This window comes from Clostridium fermenticellae, from assembly GCF_003600355.1.
GTDB classification, from domain to species: Bacteria; Bacillota; Clostridia; order Clostridiales; family Clostridiaceae; genus Clostridium_AV; species Clostridium_AV fermenticellae.
In genome coordinates this window covers 1,508,615-1,530,030 of record NZ_CP032416.1, presented here as the reverse complement: position 1 = coordinate 1,530,030, position 21,416 = coordinate 1,508,615, and the positions used below count along the sequence as shown (strand labels likewise).

The window sequence follows — 21,416 nt, the reverse complement described above, 5'->3', positions numbered from 1 at the left end:
TTATTTGTCTGTTATGTTATATAAAAAATAAAATTAAATTTATTTTTTATTTGACTATTAAAAAATATATGGCATAATTACAAATGTATAAAATTTTAATTAGTATGGAAAATAGAATTTAAAATTTAAAATAATTTTTACAGCGTTTTGACGGGGGCGATATCAGAATGATTATATTTAATGCTTTAGAAAGTATACTTAGTATAATAATAATGATTACTGTAGGATGTATTCTTACATATAAGAAATGGTTTGACCAAAAGACAGCAGCTATTTTTACAAAAGTAGTATGTGGATTATCACTTCCTTGTCTTATGATATCCGATATAATAGGGAACCTTGATAAAGAAAAATTAACGCATCTTGGAAAAGGAGTTATAATTCCATTTTCATCGATGGCTGTTACATATCTAATAGCCATCGTTGTATCTAAACTTATTAAGGTTAGGAAAGGCAGAATAGGAACGTTTAGATCTATGTTTTTTGTATCAAATTCTATATTTATAGGACTTCCAGTAAATATGGCTTTATTTGGAAACAAGAGTATACCATATGTACTTATTTATTACATAGCTAATACAACATTTTTTTGGACAATAGGAAGCTATGGCATATGTGCGGATGGAGAAAGCAATGAAGGAAAACATGCAAATATTTTTTCAAAAGAAACTTTAAAGAGAATATTTTCAGCACCATTGATTGGTTTTATTATTGCAATAATACTTGTGATATTCAATATACATATACCCAAATTTGCACTTGATACATGTAAATATTTTGGAAATTTAACAACACCGCTTTCAATGTTGTTTATAGGTATAACACTGTACTCCTTTAAATTAGATAGCTTAAAAATTGATAAAGATATGGTGTTTGTACTTATTGGAAGGTTTATAGTATCACCAATCCTAATATTTATATCAGCATATTATTGGCCAGTACCTGTTTTGATGAAAAAGGTTTTTGTTATACAAGCTGCTATGCCGGTAATGACAAATACAGCTATAGTTGCCAGGAACTATAATGCGGATTATAAATATGCAACAGTAATGACTGTAATTACAACAATTTTAAGTGCTGTAGTAATACCTATTTATATGGTGATACTTGGATAATTTATTATGATGTTTGAAAATTAATATACTATAAAGGGCGGAATTATAAGTACAAAAATCAAAATAGATTTAATGAAAAATGAATAAAAGAAATATTATTTTATTATTTATGAGTAATAAAATTCAATAATGTATAAGTGAAAAAGTTTAATCAAAGGACATTAAAATAGAATAAAAAAATAAATTATTAAAAATGTATTGACATATGCAATAAAAGAATTTATCATATGTCACATAACACTTAATAAAACGCAAAAAATAAATAAAAAAGTGTTGACAACGTAAAAAAATTGTAGTAAATTTAAGAACAACAAAAACAAAAAATATAATTTCGATTTTTAAATGTTATGATAGGGAAGAGTATTTAGTAAAAGATTTAAAAGAGAGTGGGATTAGGTGAAAGCCCATAAATCAGAAACTATTGAAAATCACCCTTGAACAGTTAGCTGAATTAAGAGTAAGCTTTACCGGCAGTGCCGTTAATTTAATTGAGTTACAAATATGGGTGGTAACGCGACCAGACTTCTCGCCCCAAGCTAGAGGTCTGGTCTTTTTTTATACAATTTTACAGTATATGTAGATATATATGATACATATAAAATAACAGCCAAAGGAGTTGATTATTTATGAAGGAGAAGTTTGCTGAGAGGATGGAAATGGGCGATTCTAAAGAAATAGATGAGTGTATGGCCCACATAATGAAGCTTACGACTATGAAAGATGTAATATCTTTTGCAGGAGGACTTCCGAATAAAGAAGTATTTCCGATTGAAGAAATGAAACAAGTAAGCAAAAAGGTTCTCGAAGTATATGGTGGACTTGCATTGCAATACAGTGCAACAGAAGGTGAAAAAGAACTTAAAGAGGCAATTGCAAATCAAATAATGAAGGCTTCAGGTATTGAGGCAGATCCTGATTGTGTAATGGTTACTTGTGGATCACAGCAGGCACTTGAATTTTCAGGAAGGGTTTTCCTTAATCCTGGAGATGTAGTTATATGTGAAAATCCTAGTTATGTTGGGGCAATAACAGCATTCAAATCCTATAAACCAAGTTTTGCTGAAGTTAAAATGGATGATGATGGTATGATGATGGATGACCTTGAAAGAGTGCTTAAAGAAAATCCAAATACAAAGTTTATATACACAGTACCTGATTTTCAAAATCCTACAGGTAAAACTTTACCTCTTGATAGAAGAAAGAAAATGATTGAATTAGCAGATAAATATGATGTACTAATTTTAGAGGATAATCCATATGGGAATTTAAGATTTGAAGGTGAAGGATTACCGGCTATAAAGAGTTTTGACAAAAATGACAGGGTTATTTTTCTTGGAACATTTTCAAAAATATTTTGTCCCGGACTCAGGATTGGTTGGGTTTATGCCGACAAGCAAGCATTAAGTCAATATAGTTTAGTTAAACAATCTGTTGATCTTCAGACAAATACTATGGCTCAAAAAGAAGTTGCCATGTATATGAAAATGTTTGATTTAAAAGCAAATATAGAGAAGATCATTGATGTATATAGGAGAAAGAGAAATTTAATGCTAAAAGCAATAGAAGAAAATTTTCCGAAAGATTGTAATTTTACAAAACCAAATGGTGGACTTTTTATATGGGTAACATTACCTGAGTATATGGATGCATCAAAAGTGCTTGAAAAGGCTATGGAAAAAAAGGTAGGATTTGTACCGGGGATTGCTTTCTATGCAAATGGTGGAGTAAGAAATAATTTCAGGCTTAATTTTTCAAATACTGGGGATGATGAAATTTTAACAGGCATTGAAATATTAGGAAAAGTTTTAAAAGATTATGAGATCAATTAAATTTTTTAATTTTTAAAGTAATATAATTGAAAAATTTACAAAAATATAAATAAAAAATAAATTAACGGGGGCTATTAACAATGGAAAAATTAAAAGTTTATTATGATAAGGATGCAAATTTGGAATTATTAGAGGGAAAGAAAATAGCAGTACTTGGATTTGGAAGTCAGGGACATGCACATGCACTTAATCTTAAAGAGAGCGGACTTGATGTAATTGTAGGATTGTATAAAGGGAGTAAATCTTGGGAAAAGGCAGAAAAATGTGGATTTAAAGTATATGAAACAGCTGAAGCTGTAAAGCAGGCCGATATAGTAGCTGTACTTCTGCCAGATGAAAAACAAAAGCAGGTTTATGAAGAAAGTATAAAAGATAATTTGTCAGAAGGAAATGCATTATTATTTGCACATGGATTCAATATTCATTTTAACCAAATAGTTCCACCTGAATATGTAGATGTATTAATGATTGCGCCTAAAGGACCTGGACATATTGTTAGAAGAGAATATACATTAGGTCAAGGTGTTCCATGTCTATATGCTGTATATCAAGATTATACTGGAAATGGAAAAGATATGGCATTAGCTTATGGCAAAGGAATTGGAGGAACTAGAGCAGGTGTTATGACTACCACATTTAGGGTAGAAACTGAAACAGATTTATTTGGTGAGCAAGCAGTACTTTGCGGTGGAGTTGTTGAATTAATAAAGGCCGGTTTTGATACATTAGTTGAAGCTGGATATGCTCCAGAAAATGCTTATTTTGAATGTCTGCATGAGATGAAAATGATAATTGATTTAATATATGAAGGTGGAATTGCTAAAATGAGATATTCAATCAGTGATACTGCCGAATATGGAGATTATAAAATTGGAAAGAGAATAATAAATGAAGATACAAGATTAGAGATGAAAAAGGTTCTTAAAGAAATACAGGATGGAACATTTGCAAGAGATTGGCTTCTTGAAAATAAAACTGGAAGACCTTGCTTTAATGCAAGAAGAAAATTGGAAAAAGACTCATTAATCGAAGGCGTTGGTAAAGAATTAAGAGGAATGATGCCTTGGATTGAAGAGAATCCTTCTAATGAATAATTGAGTATTTATTTAAAAAGGAAGTGATACTATGAAGGGGGCTAAGATGCTTTTAAAGTGTCTTGTAGAACATGATGTTAATACTGTATTTGGATATCCGGGGGGTGCGGTATTACCAATATATGATGCATTATATGATATGAAAGGAGAATTAAATCATGTAATCACGGCACATGAACAAGGGGCTGCTCATGCTGCTGATGGTTATGCCAGATCCACAGGTAAGGTTGGGGTTGTTTTAACAACCTCAGGGCCTGGAGCAACAAATACAGTTACCGGAATTGCTACAGCATATATGGATTCTGTTCCAATTATAGTGATTGCAGGGCAAGTTCCTGTAAGTCTTATTGGTAAAGATTCTTTTCAAGAAGTCAATATAAGAAGTATAACTAAGGCAATAACAAAGAAAACTTTTATAATAGATGATGTCAAAAATATAAAAATTATAGTAGATGAAGCTTTTAAGGTTGCTATGAGCGGAAGACGGGGACCGGTTGTTATAGAAATGCCAAAGAATATACAAAATTCAGAGTATACAGAAGGTTTTATTAAAACAAAGGATGGACCAAATAATTTATGCAATGTAGAAGCAGAATCTGTAAATGTAAAAGGTATAGATAAGGCTCTTGAAATCATAAATAGAAGTAAAAAGCCTCTGGTTTATGCTGGAGGAGGAGTTATTTCATCTGATGCCGAAAAAGAGCTGTATGAATTTGTAGATAAATTAGATACTCCAGTTACTTGTTCACTTATGGGAATTGGGGCATTCCCTGGTGACAGAACGAATTATACAGGTATGATTGGTATGCATGGAAGTCATTCGTCAAATTATGCTGTTACAAATTGTGATCTTCTTATTGCTATTGGTGCTAGATTCAGTGACCGTGTTGTAAGCAAGGCAGAATGTTTTGCACCAAACGCAAAAATAATACACATAGATATTGATGAAAAGGAATTTGGTAAGAATGTAGCTGTAAATTTGAATATACAAGGTGATGTTAAAGATGTATTAACTTCTCTAAACTCTAAATTGCAAAAACAGTATCATGAGGAATGGATGAAGCAGATTTTAAATTGGAAGAAAATAAGAACCAAGAAGCAATCTATAATGAGAGGAATAAGTCCGAGATTACTACTTGAAAAATTATTCTCTGTGACAAATGGCGATTGTATTGTAACGACTGAAGTAGGACAAAATCAAATATGGACAGCTCAGTATTTTAAATTTTTAAGACCTAGGACTTTTATAACTTCTGGTGGACTTGGAGCTATGGGTTTTGGGTTAGGAGCTGCTATTGGGGCGGCTGTTGGAAACTCAGATAAAAGAGTTATAAACATAGCTGGAGATGGCAGTTTTAAAATGAATTCTACGGAATTAGCTACAATATCAAAATATAATCTTCCTATAGTGCAAATTATTTTGAATAATCATGCACTGGGAATGGTTCATCAGTGGCAGGAATTATTTTATGATGGTAGGTTCTGCAGTACTAAGGTTGAACCTGATGTTGATTTTGTCAAACTTGGAGCTGCATATGGTATAAAATCTGTAAAAATAACTCAAGACGCTGAAATAGATGGGGCACTAGAGGAGGCATTTGAGTATAACAGACCTATGATTATAGAGTGTGAAGTAGGTACAGATGTAAAAGTATTTCCTATAGTTCCACCTGGTGAGGCCATCGATAAAATTATAGGATAATAAGGTTAATAAATAAAAAGGGGCATTCAAATATAGAATTTGTAAATGAAAGCTTAACTTATGCTCCGGCCAGGATTTCCAAAATACGTCATGTAAAAAGTTTCTAGTAAGTGTAAGCTTGCATTCATAAAAATCTAAGCAGATTTTATAAACTCGCTTTGCTCAAACATATAAAATCCACTTAGATTTTTAAAAATGCCTTGCTAAGACTTACTACAAAATTTTTAATGTGCCTAAACTTTAGAAATCTTGGCCTACGCATAAGTTAAGCTTAGAATTACAAATCCTATATATAAATTTATTGTATGGATAAAAGTATTTTGGAATTTATATAATTTACAGGGAGGATAAATTAACATGAGAAGTGATTTGGTAAAGAAAGGGATTAAGGCTGCTCCCGCTAGAGCATTAATGTACGGAATGGGATATACAAAAGAAGAGATTGAAAAACCTTTAATCGGAATAGTAAATTCTCAAAATGAAATAGTAGCGGGGCATATGCATCTGGATGAAATAGCAAAAGCAGTAAAACTTGGAGTTGCTATGTCAGGTGGAACACCTATAGAGTTCCCGGCAATTGCTGTCTGTGATGGTATAGCAATGGGACATGTTGGAATGAAATATTCCCTTGCCAGTAGAGAACTTATAGCAGATTCTATAGAGGCGATGGCAATGGCCCATGGATTTGATGGTTTAGTACTTATACCAAACTGTGATAAAATAGTTCCTGGAATGCTTATGGCAGCGGCAAGACTTAATATACCAGCTGTTGTTGTAAGTGGTGGACCTATGAGAGCTGGAAAATTAAATGATAAAACTTTAGATTTTAGTACATGTATAGAGAAAGTTGGAGCTTGTAATGGCGGAAATGTTACAGAAGAAGAACTTGAAGAGGAAGCCAAAAGGTCATGTCCGGGATGTGGATCGTGTTCTGGATTGTTTACAGCAAATAGTATGAATTGCTTGACTGAGGTGCTAGGAATGGGTTTGCCACTTAATGGGAGTGCACTTGCTCAAACTGGAGAAAGAAAGCAAATTGCAAAGTATGCAGGAATGGCAGTTATGGAATGTATTAAAAAGAATATATGTCCTAGGGATATACTTACTTTAGATGCATTTAAAAATGCGATAACAGTTGATATGGCAATGGCAGGTTCAACTAATACAGTTTTACATCTTCCAGCTATAGCACATGAAGCGGGTATTGAATTAAATTTGGAGTTATTTCATGAAATAAGCAAAAAGACACCTTGTCTTATAAAATTGAGTCCTAGTGGAAAACACCATATGGAAGATCTTCATCTTGCAGGCGGGATACCGGCTTTAATGAATGAACTTTCAAAAAAAGGGTTGATTAACGAGAAGCAACTTACTGTTACAGGCAGGACTGTAGGTGAAAATATAAGAGAATATGATGTTTTAGATTATGATGTTATAAGAAGTGTTGAAAAACCTTATAGTAATGAAGGTGGAATAGCAATACTTAGGGGAAACCTTGCCGTAGATGGTGCAGTAGTTAAAGAATCCGCTGTAGCGCCTGAAATGATGACACATGAGGGTCCTGCAAGAGTATATGATTCAGAGGAGGATGCAGTTGAAGCTATATTTTCAAACCAAATAAATAAAGGCGATGTAATTGTAATAAGATATGAGGGCCCAAAAGGTGGACCTGGAATGAGAGAAATGTTATCTCCTACATCTGCTATTGCCGGTATTGGGCTTGATAAGGATGTAGCACTTATTACAGATGGAAGATTTTCAGGTGCTACAAGAGGTGCATCTATAGGGCATGTTTCACCTGAAGCTATGGAAGGCGGATTGATTGGTCTTGTACAAGAAGGAGATAAAATACTTGTAGACATAAAAAATAAGAAACTTGAGTTATTAGTTGACAAGCATGAACTTGAGAAAAGAAAAAAAAGTTATCTTAAACCGGAGCTTAAAATAAAAACAGGTTATTTATCGAGGTATGCTAAATTGGTAACTTCAGCAAATACTGGAGCAGTACTTAAATAATATTTAAATTTTTAAAATATGATAAAAAAGGCTATAAGGCAAATATTTGATCTTATAGTCTTTTTTTATTTATTATGAATAAGTTATAGGTAAAAATACAAATCATTTTTTAGCTATTATGAGATTTGTAATTCCAAGCTTAAGTTATACGTAAGCTGCCACTTCCAAAATTCGTCATCTAAAAAATTTCTAGTAAGTCTAAGCTTGCGCTTAAAAAAATCAATCTAAGCAGATTATATAAACTCACTGCGCTCAAACATATATAATCTACTAAGATTTTTAAGAACGCTTCGCGAAGACTTACTACAAAATTTTTTAATGTGCCTAAATTTTAAAAATCCCGGTCTACGCATAAGTTAAGCCTGGAATTATAAACCCTATAATTTTGGAATATAATTATAGTATGAAAAGATATTTTTATGGAAAGGAGTAAAGTCTACATGGATAAGTTTGCATTTGGGCAAAATTATATAGTAATGGGTGAAAATGCTCTTCAATATTTAAATAATATAGATACTGGTAAAACATTCATATTAATTGGTGCTGAATCTTTAATTAAAAATTGTATATTGAAAAAAGTAAAAAATATATTAAAAATTAAAAAATTTCCTGTCTGCACATTTTCGGGAATTACTCGAGAATTTGAAATAAATACTATGAATGAAATACTGGATATAATGAAAAGATTCAAGCCTGATACAATTGTAGCACTGGGTGGTGGATCAGTTATGGATGCTGCTAAAATACTAATTCTTGCATATGAAGGACCGGATATAGATTTTGATAAACTGTCTTCTATATGTGTACCTTCAAATCGAAAATACTTAAAATTTATTACTATACCATCAATTTTGGGAACTGGAAGTGGAGTCAATGGAAATGTTTTAATGTCTTTAAAATATAATGAAGCAAGAGTGAAGTTTAAAAATTCATTCTTTGCACCAGATATTGTTATTTTAGACCCTTTAACATCAATTAATGTACCACCAAATATTGTAGCACAATCAGGAATTCTCGCTATGGTTCATGCACTACAATGTTATATGGATGATAATTTGAATGATATTTCCAGATGTTTAGCTTTAAGTTCGATTAAGGGTATATTTAGATATTTGCCGTTATCTTTTAAGAGTAATGATATGAAATTTAGAGAAAAATTACAAAATTATGAGTGTATTTCAGGATTGGCATTTAATGATGTTCATAATGAATTAATCGATGCAGTAACATCATCAATTAGTTCTAAATTCAAGTTGAGTTATAGCGAGGTAAATGCTATAATCTTTCCATATTTTTTGGAATATAGTAGTAGGAATATAAAGATAGTATCAAAATTGAAGGTATTATCTAAATATTTGAAGATTGAGGATTTTATAAATTTTATAAGAAAGTTTAGTACTGAATTTAATATAAAGAGGAGCCTTAAGGAAATAGGAGTAGATGAATCCGTATTTAAAAATAATTTATTTATGCTCGTACAAGATTCTGCTAAATATTTTACCAGAGTAAAATCTTCTAAAATTGCGGAAGAAGATATAGTTAGAATATTAAAATATGTCTATTATGGACATGATATAGATTTCTAACAGGAGGAAATACAATGAAGTATAAAATAGATTAAAAAATACAAATAGTGATGTAGATTCAGATTATATAGCAAGAAAGAAAATAGAAGAATTGTAAATATAGTTATAAATTTAATGTGATTTTAATAAAATTCATATATGGATTCTGTTATCTTAGGAGAATTATATATGAGTTTTATTATAAAAAAAAGTAATAGAAGTTTTCTTAAATTCTGGATATTAATTTATCTAGTTATAATTATTATTTTTGGAATAGTGTATTGGAAGATAGCCAATAAGTCGTCTGGCCAATTTTTTGTATTTCAAAGTGATATAAGTCTAAATACTAAAATAAATGTGTTTGAAAAAAAATTAAAATTAAATGTTTATAATAAGCAACTAAGAGAAATTATAAAGGAACTTATTGTAAGTGAAGAATATAAAAGACCAATTGTAAAGTTAAATGATATTGTCAATAAAAGGTCAAATGTATTTGCAATGGATAGATCTATTGGGCAATTATGGTCAAACTACTATTATAGTGTATTTATACAAAAAGGAATAACTCATGTGAAACTAGATGGATTTTCAGAAACTGTTTTAAACAATTCTAAAATGTATAAGGTAAAAATTTCTCTTTATTCGCCGAAAAAAAAAGAAGATATAGATAAGTATAAACTTTATAAATATAGTTATTTAGATAAATTTGAAAAAGTCAAGGTTATAAATATATTTATTAAGGATTACTTAATAGTAGATAGAATATTTAGCCCGGAGTTCACTTTTTATCCATTAGATTTTTATTTTTGTAGTATTATGGAAAATTCAGTATCATTTTTGGATGACAGTCCATATATACTTAAAGATGTGGCTAATGGAACTTTTAAATATCCTCTTTGGAATTTTATTTATTTTAGCATAGTTACAATAACCACACTGGGATATGGAGATATACTGCCAAATTCCATGCTGGTACGTGGACTGGTGATGATTGAAACTGTTACTGGAGTTGTTATTATTGGAATTATTGTGTCATTTCTTTCTAGAATAATTTATAAAGAATAGCTTTTCTTGAAAATTATATATTAAGAAGTTAAAATATAAATAACTGTTAATTTTGAAGGGAGCGATTTTTGATGACTGAAAAATTGTATTATGAAGATCAGTATTTGAAAGAGTGCAGAGCTCAAGTAGTTGATATCATAAATAATGATAAAGAAGTGCTTGTAGTACTGGATAAAACTATATTTTATCCAGAAGGTGGAGGACAACCATCAGATATAGGTGAAATAGATGGAATTCCTGTACACCATGTTTCAGAAAAGGATGATATTATATATCATCATATGAAAGAAGCACCTAAAAATAAAAATGTTTTATGTAGAATAGATTTTAATGTAAGATTTGATCATATGCAGCAGCATGCAGGAGAACATATTTTATCTGGAGCAATACTTAAATTATTTGGTGGAAATAATAAGGGATTTCATATGGGTGATGAATATTTAACTTTAGATACAGACATAGAACATATGACAGATGATATGGTGAAAAGGGCTGAGGATGAAGTTAATTCGTACATATATAAAGATAGAGAATTCCACACTTGTATAGTTTCGAGAGAAGAGGCTGAAAATTTTCCAATAAGGAAGAAAGTTAAAGAAGGCGAAAATGAGATAAGAATAGTAGAAGTTAAGGATATGGATTGTTGTCCCTGCTGTGGAACTCATGTAGCTAGAACAGGAGAAATTGGTATTGTAAAGATAATTAAAACCGAAAGATATAAAGGAATGACCAGAATATATGTTAAATGTGGAAATAGAGCACTAAAAGATATACAGATAAAACATAATATAGTAAATAATTTGGGAAAATATTTTTCAGTAGATGAATCTGAAATACTGGATAAGGTTCAAAAACAGTCTAAAGAGATAGAAGATTTGAAAAAACAAGTCAATAAATTAAATAAGATATTTGCAGATAAGGAAGCTGAAAAAATAATAAATAGTATGTGTTCTGATATTATACTTAAAAATTTTGAATTTATGACATTTGAACAGGTCAAACTCATTGGGAGTGCACTCGGCAGGATAAACGGTATTTTCATATTGAGTTCGATAGTTGACAAAAAAATTATCTTTGAAAACAATACTAGTTATGATATAAAATGTGGAAAATTGTTTAAGGAGTATATTAAAGAATTTAATGGAAAAGGTGGAGGAAAGGATAAAAGTGCACAAGGAACTTTTGATTCAGAAGAAGATTTAATTAAGTTCTGTGAGTTCTTATACTCTAAAGTAAATGAAGCTATAAATTAATAAGCTAATTTAACATATTAAAAACCCATATTATTTATGGATTTTTAATATGTCTTTTATTACTTCCCCGCCAATTATCATACCTGCAACTGGAGGGACAAATGATATGCTTCCAGGTATCTGCCTTTTTGCAAGACATTTTTTACTTCCTCCAGAGCATACACAACCTTCTTTGCATGTTATAACATCACATTTAGGGGTTAATGGAATTTCTTCTGAATATAGTACCTTCAAATTTTGTACACCCCTTTTTCTGAGTTCATGCCTCATAACTTTTGCTAATGGACATATCTTTGTACTATAGATATCTGCTATTTTAAATTTAGTCGGGTCAAGTTTATTCCCGGTTCCCATGCAGCTTATTATATTAATGTCATGTTTTTTGCACCAAACTACCAGAGCTATCTTGGAGGATACTGTATCAATTGCATCTATAACATAATCAACATTATCAGGAATTATTTCATTTATATTATCTTCTTTTACAAAAGTCTTATATGTTTCTATAATGCAATCAGGGTTTATCTTTAAGGCTCTTTCTTTTATAACATCAACTTTAGGGCTGCCAATGGTGTCATGGTTTGCGTGTATTTGTCTATTTATATTTGTAAGGCAGACTGTATCATCATCTACAAGGATTAAATGGCTTATTCCACCTCTTATTAAAGCTTCAAAAGAGAAACTTCCAACTCCGCCAAGTCCAAATATCGCAACTGTACTATTATTTAATTTTTCTAGAGCTGGTTTTCCAAGAAGTAGTTCTGTCCTGGAAAATTGGTTTTGTTTAGTTTGCATTCTAAGGTCTCCTTTATAAAAAAATGGTATGTATCATATATTGTAGTATATAATACTACTGATAAATGTCAATGTTATAAATTTCAATTGAATAAATATTGGTAGTAAACTATAATGTAAAGTAATATAACTCTAATAAGGGGATGATTGATGGTGAAACTTAAAATAGGCATGTGTCAAATGATGACTGTTAAGACATCTAAAATGGACAATATAAAGAAGGCAAAAGAGATAATGGAAAAAGCTATTTTACAAGGTGCTGAAATAGTAGTACTTCCAGAAATGTTTAATTGTCCATATAATATTAAACATTTCAGAGAGTATTCTGAACAGTTTCCAAATGGTGATACTATAAGAATGCTTTCAAATGTAGCTAGGGATAATAGTGTATATGTTGTAGGAGGATCTATTCCAGAGCTAGATAAGGACAGAGTATATAATACATGTTTTGTTTTTGATGACAAAGGTAATATGATTGGTAAACATAGAAAGGCACATTTGTTTGACGTAGATATAAAAGGTAAGGTTAAATTTAAGGAATCACAGGTATTATCACATGGAGATAAAGCTACAATTATAGATACAAAGTGGGGGAAAATAGGAGTTGAGATATGTTATGATATAAGGTTTCCAGAATTAATGAGGACAATGGCAATGAATGGTGCAAAAATAGTATTTGTACCAGCATCATTTAATATGACAACAGGTCCTGCACACTGGGAAATATTATTTAAATCAAGAGCTTTAGACAATCAAATATATATTGTGGGGGTTTCTCCGGCTAGAAATACATCTTATTCTTATGTTTCATATGGAAATTCACTTATAGTAAATCCATGGGGTGAGATTACTCATAGATTAGATGAAAAAGAAAATGTATTAGTAGGAGAAATAGATTTGGATTATATAGATGAAGTAAGAAAATCCCTTCCACTTTTGAAACATCTAAGACCTGAAGTATACAATAATGTGGAATAAGCATAAAGTCTGCTTTGTAAATATACTTGTAAGCAGACTTGTATGTAATTAAAGTTTTATTGTATTAGATGCTGAATTCATTTTTTCAGCTATAGTATACATATTTGTGATTTCACCTACGGCTAATTTGTCTTTTAAATTATAAAAGTCAAGACATGTCCCACAACTTAGTATATTAACGCCTTTGTCTTTTAATGATAAAATACTTTTTAGACATTCAGAACCATGTGATGTAAGTTTTACTCCGCCGTTTAAGAAAATTAAATCGGATGGTAAGGTGTCATTTTCTGATAATGCATATAGATAACTTTTCATTAAAGTTATACCAAGTTCATCATTACCATTGCCAAGTTTATCGCTGCTGATTACTATTAATGGTTTTTCGTTAGTTTTTATAGAGTCACATTGACAGTTATCCTTAATTATTTTTATATAGAACATATTGTTTTTGCTTGATATACTGTATTTGAAACCATTATTTTTAGAAAATTTGGATATATTGTTTTTGGCTACGTCGTTGTCTACTATTATGGTAGCTTCTCCCTGTTCTATTGAGTCAAAAAAGTGTTTTGTTCTGATAACTGGTTCCGGACATTTTAATCCGCTACAGTCGATAATTTTTTCCATATTAGCACAACCTTTCATATTGAAATATAATTAATATATTTAATGCATTTTGGATAAATTAATATAGAATACATTTGTTTCAATTAGATTATAACATAATGTGGATTTAAATTGCATTGAAAAATATATTTATCTTATAGAGTGAATAATAAAATATGAGATAGCAATAATCAGAAAATTGCGATAAACACACATCGATAAAAAAATTGTGATATTATGATATACGATGTTTTATGTATATGTATGAAAGAATCTTGAAGGAAGGATTTTTATAATGAAAGAATTTATTTTTAATTCTACAGCTATTTTTCAAATAATAGTCTTTTTAATAACAATGTATTATTTAATACTTTCTTTATGCGGACTGTATAAAAAAGAAGACAAAGGTGTTGAAAAATGTGCACCTAAAAATACATTTGCTATGATAATAGCAGCTCATAATGAAGAAATGGTCATATCAAATATAATAGAAAGTTTAAAGGATATAGACTATCCTGATGAGTTGTATGATATATTTGTAGTTGCAGATAATTGCACTGATAACACAGCAAAAATTGCAAGAGAATGTGGCGTAGATGTGCATGAGAGGCATGTACCTGATAAAAGAGGAAAAGGTTGTGCTCTGGAGTGGATGTTCGATAGAATTTTTAAGATGGACAGAAAGTATGATGCAATAGCAATTTTTGATGCTGACAATCTTGTATCTAAGAATTTCTTAAAAGAGATGAATTACAAGCTTGTTCAAGGCTATAAAGTTGTTCAAGGGTACATAGATAGTAAAAATCCTGATGATTCATGGATAACAGAATCATATTCAATATCATTTTGGACTGCTAATAGACTATTTCAGCTTGCAAGGTCAAACCTAGGATTATCTAATCAAATAGGTGGTACAGGCTTTTGTATGGATGTGGAAATATTGAAAAAATTAGGCTGGGGAGCTACTTGCCTTACAGAAGACTTAGAATTTACATGTAAATTAGTTCTTCATGGGCACAAAGTTGGATGGGCACATAATGCTATAGTTTACGATGAAAAACCTATAACATTAAAACAATCATGGAATCAAAGAAAGAGATGGATGAAAGGTTTTGCTGATGTATCCTCTAGATTTTTCTTTAAGCTTATAAAAAAATCTATAAAGGATAGAAGTTTCACAGCATTAGATTGTGCATTTTATACATTTCAGCCATTTATAACTTTACTCACGTGTTTGTCAGCTATATTAACCTTACTTCAAAATAATGCAGAACATGGATTGAATATTTTTGTTATAAATTATTTGTTTTCACCTATAATATGGAAAATATTTAGCATACTTGGTTTTTTGTTTACTCCTTTTGTAATGCTGCTTGAAAAGAAATTATCTAAGGTTATGTTTGTTGTTTTTGCTGTTTACTCCTTGAATATGGTTGTATTTTCCTATGTATTTGGTTCAACACCAACTTTTAATCAGATAATGATAGGCAATTTAGTTTATTTGGGTATTTTTATAATTGGACTTGGAACTATGAAAAATAAATACTTCTTAAAATTATTTGTATGGTATCTATTATATGGAATTTACACTTTAACATGGGTTCCGATAACTATCCAGGGCATAATAGGCAAGAATAATAAGGATTGGAACCATACTAAACATGTAAGACAGATAAGTATACAAGAAGTTGAATAGTATATTAAAAAGAGATTATTTAAAAATAATCTCTTTTTTAAAATTCACGATGGGGAGAGAATTTTATGAGGGAAAGACTTCAAAAATATATGGCAGCCTGTGGAATAGCTTCTAGAAGAAAGTGTGAAGGAATTATACTTAATGGTAGGGTCACAGTAAATGGTGGCATAATTAAAGAACTTGGAGTAAAAATTGATCCACAGAAAGATGAAATTAGACTGGATGGGAAAATTATTAAAAATGAGGTATCTAAGGTTTATATTGCATTAAATAAGCCTGAAGGTTACTTATCCAGCGTGAGTGATGAAAGAGGAAGAAGTACAATAATAGATTTAATAGATATAAAAGAGAGAATATATCCTATAGGTAGACTGGATTATAATACTTCTGGATTGATACTTCTTACAAATGATGGGGATATATATAACAGAGTGATTCACCCAAGAGAAGAAAAGAATAAAGTATATCTGGCTATGATTGAAGGAAATCCAGACGAATCAGATATAAAAAAATTTGAAAGTGGTATAAATATAGATGGATTTATAACATCGAATGCTAAATTTAAGATTATAAAGAATAATAGGAAGTCTTCTAATGTTAAAATAACTATTCATGAAGGGAAAAAAAGGCAAATACGAAAGATGTGCATTAAAATAGGTCATCCGGTTATAAGTTTAAAAAGAGTACAGATAGGAAATATAAAACTTGGTGATCTTAAGGAAGGTGAATGGCGTTATTTATGTGAACAGGAAGTTAATAGTTTAAGAAGCAGAAAGTAATTAATACTCCTTTCTTAGTATCAGCTGAAAAAATTGTTCGGAGGTGAAAAAATGCAAGACGAATTAGAATTAATAGCATCAAAAGAATTTAGTCATTATGAAGATATGTATAAAATCACAGATTTCTTAAATAAAAATTTAGGGGAATATGGTTTTATTTTTGGAATTTCTGAAAATGGCGGTAAATATATTATAAATATTTATAAAGAAAAGTAGTATACGATAATGAATAATCTATTGAAAACTGTTTCAATAAATGTTAAAATGAAATAAATATTGCAAAAAAGTTGAATATAAAGAAGGGACTGAATAATTATGGAAGAGAATAACAGGAAGGATCTAATGAGAACCATACAGGTTAAATTCCCTAAATTAAGTAAAGGACAGAAATTAATAGCAGAATATATCTTAAAACATTATGATAAAGCAGCATTTATGACAGCTGCAAAGTTAGGAATAAGTGTTGGGGTTAGCGAATCGACAGTTGTTAGATTTGCAAATGAATTAGGTTTTACTGGTTATCCTAAATTACAGAAAGCACTTCAAGAACTTATAAAAAATAAACTTACTACTGTACAGAGGATAGAATTATCCAATGATTTTGTTACAAAAGAAAGTGCATTAAAGGGAGTTCTTAAGTCTGATATGGAAAATATAAGAGCAACTCTTGAAAAAATAAATCATAAGACTTTCGAAGATGTTGTAAATAGTATATTTGCCGCCAAGAGAATATATATAATAGGTCTTAGAAGTTCAACTGCCCTTTCAGAATTTTTGGGATTTTATTTAAATCTGATTTTAGATAATGTAAAGGTTGTTGCTTATGGTATAAGTGATATCTTTGAGCAGCTTATAAATTTAAGTGAAGATGATTTGGTGATAGGAATAGGTTTCCCACGTTATGCAGCAAGAACAGTAGAATCATTGAATTTTGCACAAAGTAGAGGTGCTAAGGTTGTAGCTATAACAGACAGTTTACTTTCACCACTTGCTGCAAGAGCTGATTATACATTAATAGCTCAGAGTAATATGGCTTCCTTCGTTGATTCATTAGTTGCACCTTTAAGTGTGATAAATGCATTAATAATTGCAGTTGGATTAAGAGAAAAAGAGAAAATTTCCACTACATTTGCTGATTTAGAAAAAATGTGGGGGAATTATCAGGTCTATTCATTTAAAGAAAAAGACTAACAAAAAACATTTATTTATTTTTGTTTTTCTATGAAAGAATTTTTTAAAAATTTAAGATTTTTTTAAAAATAAAAAAGGATAACTGATGTTTATATAGAATATATTGAATATAGAACTAATTTATATACATATGCATTATAAAATAATGCATAAAATGCCAAGGGAGGGTATTATAAAATGACAAATGAAAGTGTTAAAACTTATATTGATGGTGTAATTGAGAAAGTAAAGAAAAAGAATTCTAATGAGCCAGAGTTTTTGCAAACAGTTGAAGAAGTATTAAGTTCACTTGGACCAGTACTTGAAAAACATCCTGAGTACATTGAAGAAAACCTTTTAGAGAGATTTTGTGAACCTGAGAGACAAATAATGTTCAGAGTTCCTTGGGTTGATGATAATGGAAAAGTACAGGTTAATAGAGGCTTTAGAGTACAGTTTAATGGTGCTATAGGACCTTACAAGGGAGGATTAAGATTTCACCCATCAGTTTATATTGGAATAATTAAATTCTTAGGTTTTGAACAAATACTTAAGAATTCATTAACAGGTCTTCCAATTGGAGGAGGAAAAGGTGGTTCAGATTTCGATCCAAGAGGAAAATCAGATGCAGAAGTAATGAGATTTTGTCAGAGTTTTATGACTGAATTGTATAGACATATAGGTCCAGATGTCGATGTCCCAGCAGGTGATATTGGTGTTGGTGGAAGAGAAATAGGATACTTGTATGGACAATATAGAAAAATAAGAGGGGCATTTGAAAATGGAGTTCTTACAGGTAAAGGTCTTTCATATGGTGGAAGTTTAGTAAGACCAGAAGCTACAGGATTTGGTGCAACTTATTATTGTGAAGAGATGCTTAAGCATGAGGGAACAAGTCTTAAAGGAAAGACTGTTGCTGCATCAGGATTTGGAAATGTTGCATGGGGAATATGTCAAAAAGTTTCCGAACTTGGTGGAAAAGTTGTAACACTTTCAGGTCCTGATGGATATATCTATGATCCAGAAGGAGTAATTGGTGAAAAGATTGATTACATGCTTGAAATGCGTGCATCAGGAAGAGATAAAGTACAGGATTATGCTGATAAATTTGGTGTTAAATTCTTTAAGGGAGAAAAACCTTGGGGAGTTAAAGTTGATATTGTAATGCCAGCTGCTACTCAAAATGATATAAAGATAGAAGATGCTAAAAAAATAGTTGAAGCTGGAATAAAAGTTGTTTGTGAAGTTGCTAATATGCCTTGTACAAATGAGGCTGTTAAGTACTTCCAAGATAATGAATTAATTGTAGGACCTTCAAAGGCTGTAAATGCAGGAGGAGTTGCAACTTCAGCTCTTGAAATGGCACAGAATAGTGAGAGATTATCATGGACAGCTGAGGAAGTTGATGCTAAGCTTCATCAGATAATGATTAACATATACAACAATTGTAAGAATGCAGCAGAAGAATATGGTTTTGGATATAATTTAGTAGCTGGAGCTAATATAGCAGGATTTGTAAAGGTTGCAGATGCTATGCATTCACAAGGATTGATTTAAAACTATTTAATTTTAAACTTAAAGAAGGTGGATTTGGGGATGTAATCCCAAATCCACCTTCTTTAAGTTTGAGTTATATTAATAGAAATTTCGCAATTTGAGGATACAATATTGAATTTATTGTTTTATTATCCTATTATATTAATATATTAAAGATACTAACTTTATATTATTAAATTCATTTTGGTGGTGAATAGATGTTAACAACTGTAGTAATTGGAGGAGGTCCAGCAGGAATGATGGCTGCAATAAATGCCTCCCAAAAATACAAGACAATATTGATAGAAAAGAATGAAAAATTAGGCAAGAAACTATATATAACAGGTAAAGGAAGATGTAACATAACAAATAGTAAGGATATAAGTGAGTTTTTTAATTATATACCGGGCAATCCAAATTTTTTATATAGTGCATTATACACTTTTACTAATGAAAATACTATAGATTTTTTCGAAAAATTAGGTGTTAAGTTTAAAATTGAAAGAGGCGACAGAGTATTTCCTCTATCTGATAAATCTTCAGATATAATTTCTGCACTCCAAAAAAGTCTTAAACAAAACAATGTTGATATAATGTTAAATACGAGTGTGAGTAAATTTATTTGTAATAAGAATAGAATAATAGGAGTAGAGCTTAAAAATGGTGAAATACTAAAAGCAGATTTTTTTATTTTGTGCACGGGTGGAATGTCATATCCACAAACAGGATCAAGTGGAGATGGATACAAATTTGCTAAAGATTTAGGACATACAATAACAGATATAACACCGGCTTTAGTACCTATTGAAATAAATGAAGAATGGGTGAAAAATCTTCAAGGTCTTTCTCTTAAGAATATTGAGCTTAAGATTTTGAAAAATAATAGAGTTATTTGTGAAGATTTTGGAGAGATGTTGTTTACTCACTTTGGAATATCAGGACCCATAGTTTTAAGTATGAGTAGAGAGGTTGGTAAACAGAAAAAATTGAGAGCAGTTATAGATTTAAAACCTGCAATATCGAGAAATGAACTTGATAAAAGAATACAAAAAGATTTCAAGAAGTATATAAATAAAGATTTTAAAAATTCATTAGATGATCTCCTTCCAAGAAAACTTATAGATACTGTAATAATGCTTTCAAAGATAGATCCCAATAAGAAAGTAAACCTCATAAAAAAAGAGGAAAGAATAGATTTAGTTGATTTACTTAAGGGATTACCTTTAACTATAAAAGGATGTAGACCAATAGATGAAGCTATAGTTACTAGTGGAGGGATAAATACTAAGGAAATAGATCCATCAACAATGCGATCAAAAATAATAGATAATTTATATTTTGCAGGAGAAATTATAGATGTTGATGCATTTACTGGCGGATTCAATATACAAATAGCATTATCGACAGGATATTTAGCTGGAATTAGTTTGATCGAATTATAGTATATTTGTAATTATAAATAAAGGATTTCATATTTTTTTATAGAATAATAATAATTGTACATTTAGAATTAGTATTAAATTTAGAAAGGCGGAATAATGTTTTGCATATATCTATAGCAATTGATGGCCCTGCTGGAGCGGGGAAAAGCACTATTGCAAGTATTGTAGCTAGTAAGTTTGATTTGGTTTATATTAACACGGGTTCAATGTATAGGGCAATTACTTTAATTGCAATGAGGAATAAAATATCACACACAGATGTAAAATCTGTATGTGAACTTGCAAAATCACTTAAAATAAGGTTTAAAGGTGAGAATATAATAGTTAATGATGAGGATGTAAGTATAGATACTAGAAGTATTAATGTAACCAATGCTGTTTCAAACTATGCCTCTATACCCGAACTTAGGGAGATACTTGTAAGATTGCAGCGTGATATCTCTAATGAATATGATGTTGTAATGGATGGCAGAGATATTGGTACTGTAGTTTTAAAAGATGCAGATATTAAATTTTTTCTAACTGCAGATATTAGAGAAAGAGCTAGGAGGAGGTTTCAGGAATTTAAGGAAAAAGGAATTAATGTTGAGTATAATAAAATTTTAAATGATATAATAAAGAGAGATTACATAGATTCACATAGAAAATTAAGTCCACTTAAGAAAGCTCAAGATGCAATAGAAATAGATTCTTCAAGATTAGATATAAATGAAGTAGTTGATATGATGTCAAAATATATAATGGATTATATAAAATCCAATTGAAGGTGAGTTTT

General features: G+C 30.3%; 18 protein-coding genes and 1 other annotated feature. Of the genes, 16 read left to right on the top strand and 2 right to left on the bottom strand.

From position 1 onward, the window contains the following. The first annotated feature begins 167 nt into the window (after positions 1-167). The 8 genes from D4Z93_RS07210 (at position 168) to D4Z93_RS07175 (ending at position 11,639) form a co-directional block, all read left to right on the top strand. Positions 168-1,115 (top strand): AEC family transporter, encoded by a 948-nt coding sequence (locus D4Z93_RS07210; protein WP_119971877.1) that lies wholly within the window; start codon positions 168-170, stop codon positions 1,113-1,115. Between the two features lie 338 nt (positions 1,116-1,453). Next, positions 1,454-1,652, top strand: a binding site (T-box leader). Positions 1,653-1,741: 89 nt separating this feature from the next. Further along, complete coding sequence (locus D4Z93_RS07205; protein WP_119971874.1) at positions 1,742-2,944, top strand: aminotransferase-like domain-containing protein; 1,203 nt, start codon at positions 1,742-1,744, stop codon at positions 2,942-2,944. 80 nt (positions 2,945-3,024) lie between these two features. After that, positions 3,025-4,038 (top strand): ketol-acid reductoisomerase, encoded by a 1,014-nt coding sequence (gene ilvC, locus D4Z93_RS07200; RefSeq protein WP_119971872.1) that lies wholly within the window; start codon positions 3,025-3,027, stop codon positions 4,036-4,038. A 31-nt stretch (positions 4,039-4,069) separates the two neighbouring features. After that, on the top strand, positions 4,070-5,740 hold the full coding sequence (gene ilvB, locus D4Z93_RS07195) for a biosynthetic-type acetolactate synthase large subunit (RefSeq protein ID WP_119971869.1): 1,671 nt from the start codon (positions 4,070-4,072) through the stop codon (positions 5,738-5,740). A 357-nt stretch (positions 5,741-6,097) separates the two neighbouring features. Beyond that, positions 6,098-7,756 (top strand): dihydroxy-acid dehydratase, encoded by a 1,659-nt coding sequence (gene ilvD / locus D4Z93_RS07190; RefSeq protein ID WP_119971867.1) that lies wholly within the window; start codon positions 6,098-6,100, stop codon positions 7,754-7,756. Between the two features lie 440 nt (positions 7,757-8,196). Continuing rightward, positions 8,197-9,342, top strand: coding sequence for an iron-containing alcohol dehydrogenase (locus tag D4Z93_RS07185; RefSeq protein WP_162920270.1), 1,146 nt, complete (start codon positions 8,197-8,199; stop codon positions 9,340-9,342). Positions 9,343-9,510: 168 nt separating this feature from the next. Beyond that, a complete protein-coding gene (locus D4Z93_RS07180) occupies positions 9,511-10,386 on the top strand; it encodes a potassium channel family protein (RefSeq protein WP_162920269.1) in 876 nt (291 codons plus the stop codon). Positions 10,387-10,457: 71 nt separating this feature from the next. Continuing rightward, complete coding sequence (locus tag D4Z93_RS07175; protein ID WP_119971859.1) at positions 10,458-11,639, top strand: alanyl-tRNA editing protein; 1,182 nt, start codon at positions 10,458-10,460, stop codon at positions 11,637-11,639. A 30-nt stretch (positions 11,640-11,669) separates the two neighbouring features. Here D4Z93_RS07175 and D4Z93_RS07170 read toward each other — a convergent pair whose 3' ends face one another. After that, the gene (locus tag D4Z93_RS07170) at positions 11,670-12,434 is read right to left on the bottom strand and encodes a tRNA threonylcarbamoyladenosine dehydratase (RefSeq protein WP_119971856.1); all 765 of its coding nucleotides are present in this window, start codon (positions 12,432-12,434) and stop codon (positions 11,670-11,672) included. Positions 12,435-12,584: 150 nt separating this feature from the next. Here D4Z93_RS07170 and D4Z93_RS07165 point away from each other — a divergent pair, with 150 nt between their 5' ends. After that, positions 12,585-13,412: a carbon-nitrogen hydrolase family protein gene (locus D4Z93_RS07165; protein WP_119971854.1), complete on the top strand. Its 828-nt coding sequence runs from the start codon at positions 12,585-12,587 to the stop codon at positions 13,410-13,412. A 48-nt stretch (positions 13,413-13,460) separates the two neighbouring features. Here D4Z93_RS07165 and yedF read toward each other — a convergent pair whose 3' ends face one another. Then, positions 13,461-14,039 carry a sulfurtransferase-like selenium metabolism protein YedF gene (gene yedF, locus D4Z93_RS07160; protein WP_119971852.1) on the bottom strand — a complete coding sequence of 193 codons (579 nt, stop codon included), beginning with the start codon at positions 14,037-14,039 and terminating at the stop codon, positions 13,461-13,463. Between the two features lie 274 nt (positions 14,040-14,313). Between yedF and D4Z93_RS07155 the strand changes: the two genes are divergently transcribed. From D4Z93_RS07155 to cmk, 7 genes are all read left to right on the top strand, one after another. Next, entirely contained in the window at positions 14,314-15,714 is a 1,401-nt protein-coding gene (locus tag D4Z93_RS07155; protein ID WP_119971849.1) for a glycosyltransferase family 2 protein, read from the top strand. 65 nt (positions 15,715-15,779) lie between these two features. Further along, the gene (locus D4Z93_RS07150; protein ID WP_119971846.1) at positions 15,780-16,493 is read left to right on the top strand and encodes a pseudouridine synthase; all 714 of its coding nucleotides are present in this window, start codon (positions 15,780-15,782) and stop codon (positions 16,491-16,493) included. 51 nt (positions 16,494-16,544) lie between these two features. After that, entirely contained in the window at positions 16,545-16,709 is a 165-nt protein-coding gene (locus D4Z93_RS07145) for a YpmA family protein (RefSeq protein WP_119971843.1), read from the top strand. Between the two features lie 99 nt (positions 16,710-16,808). After that, entirely contained in the window at positions 16,809-17,684 is an 876-nt protein-coding gene (locus D4Z93_RS07140) for a MurR/RpiR family transcriptional regulator (protein ID WP_119971841.1), read from the top strand. Positions 17,685-17,861: 177 nt separating this feature from the next. Then, positions 17,862-19,220: an NADP-specific glutamate dehydrogenase gene (gdhA, locus tag D4Z93_RS07135; protein ID WP_119971838.1), complete on the top strand. Its 1,359-nt coding sequence runs from the start codon at positions 17,862-17,864 to the stop codon at positions 19,218-19,220. A gap of 197 nt (positions 19,221-19,417) precedes the next feature. Continuing rightward, a complete protein-coding gene (locus D4Z93_RS07130; protein WP_119971835.1) occupies positions 19,418-20,641 on the top strand; it encodes a BaiN/RdsA family NAD(P)/FAD-dependent oxidoreductase in 1,224 nt (407 codons plus the stop codon). 101 nt (positions 20,642-20,742) lie between these two features. Continuing rightward, positions 20,743-21,405, top strand: coding sequence for a (d)CMP kinase (gene cmk / locus D4Z93_RS07125; protein WP_119971833.1), 663 nt, complete (start codon positions 20,743-20,745; stop codon positions 21,403-21,405). The last annotated feature ends 11 nt before the right edge of the window (positions 21,406-21,416 follow it).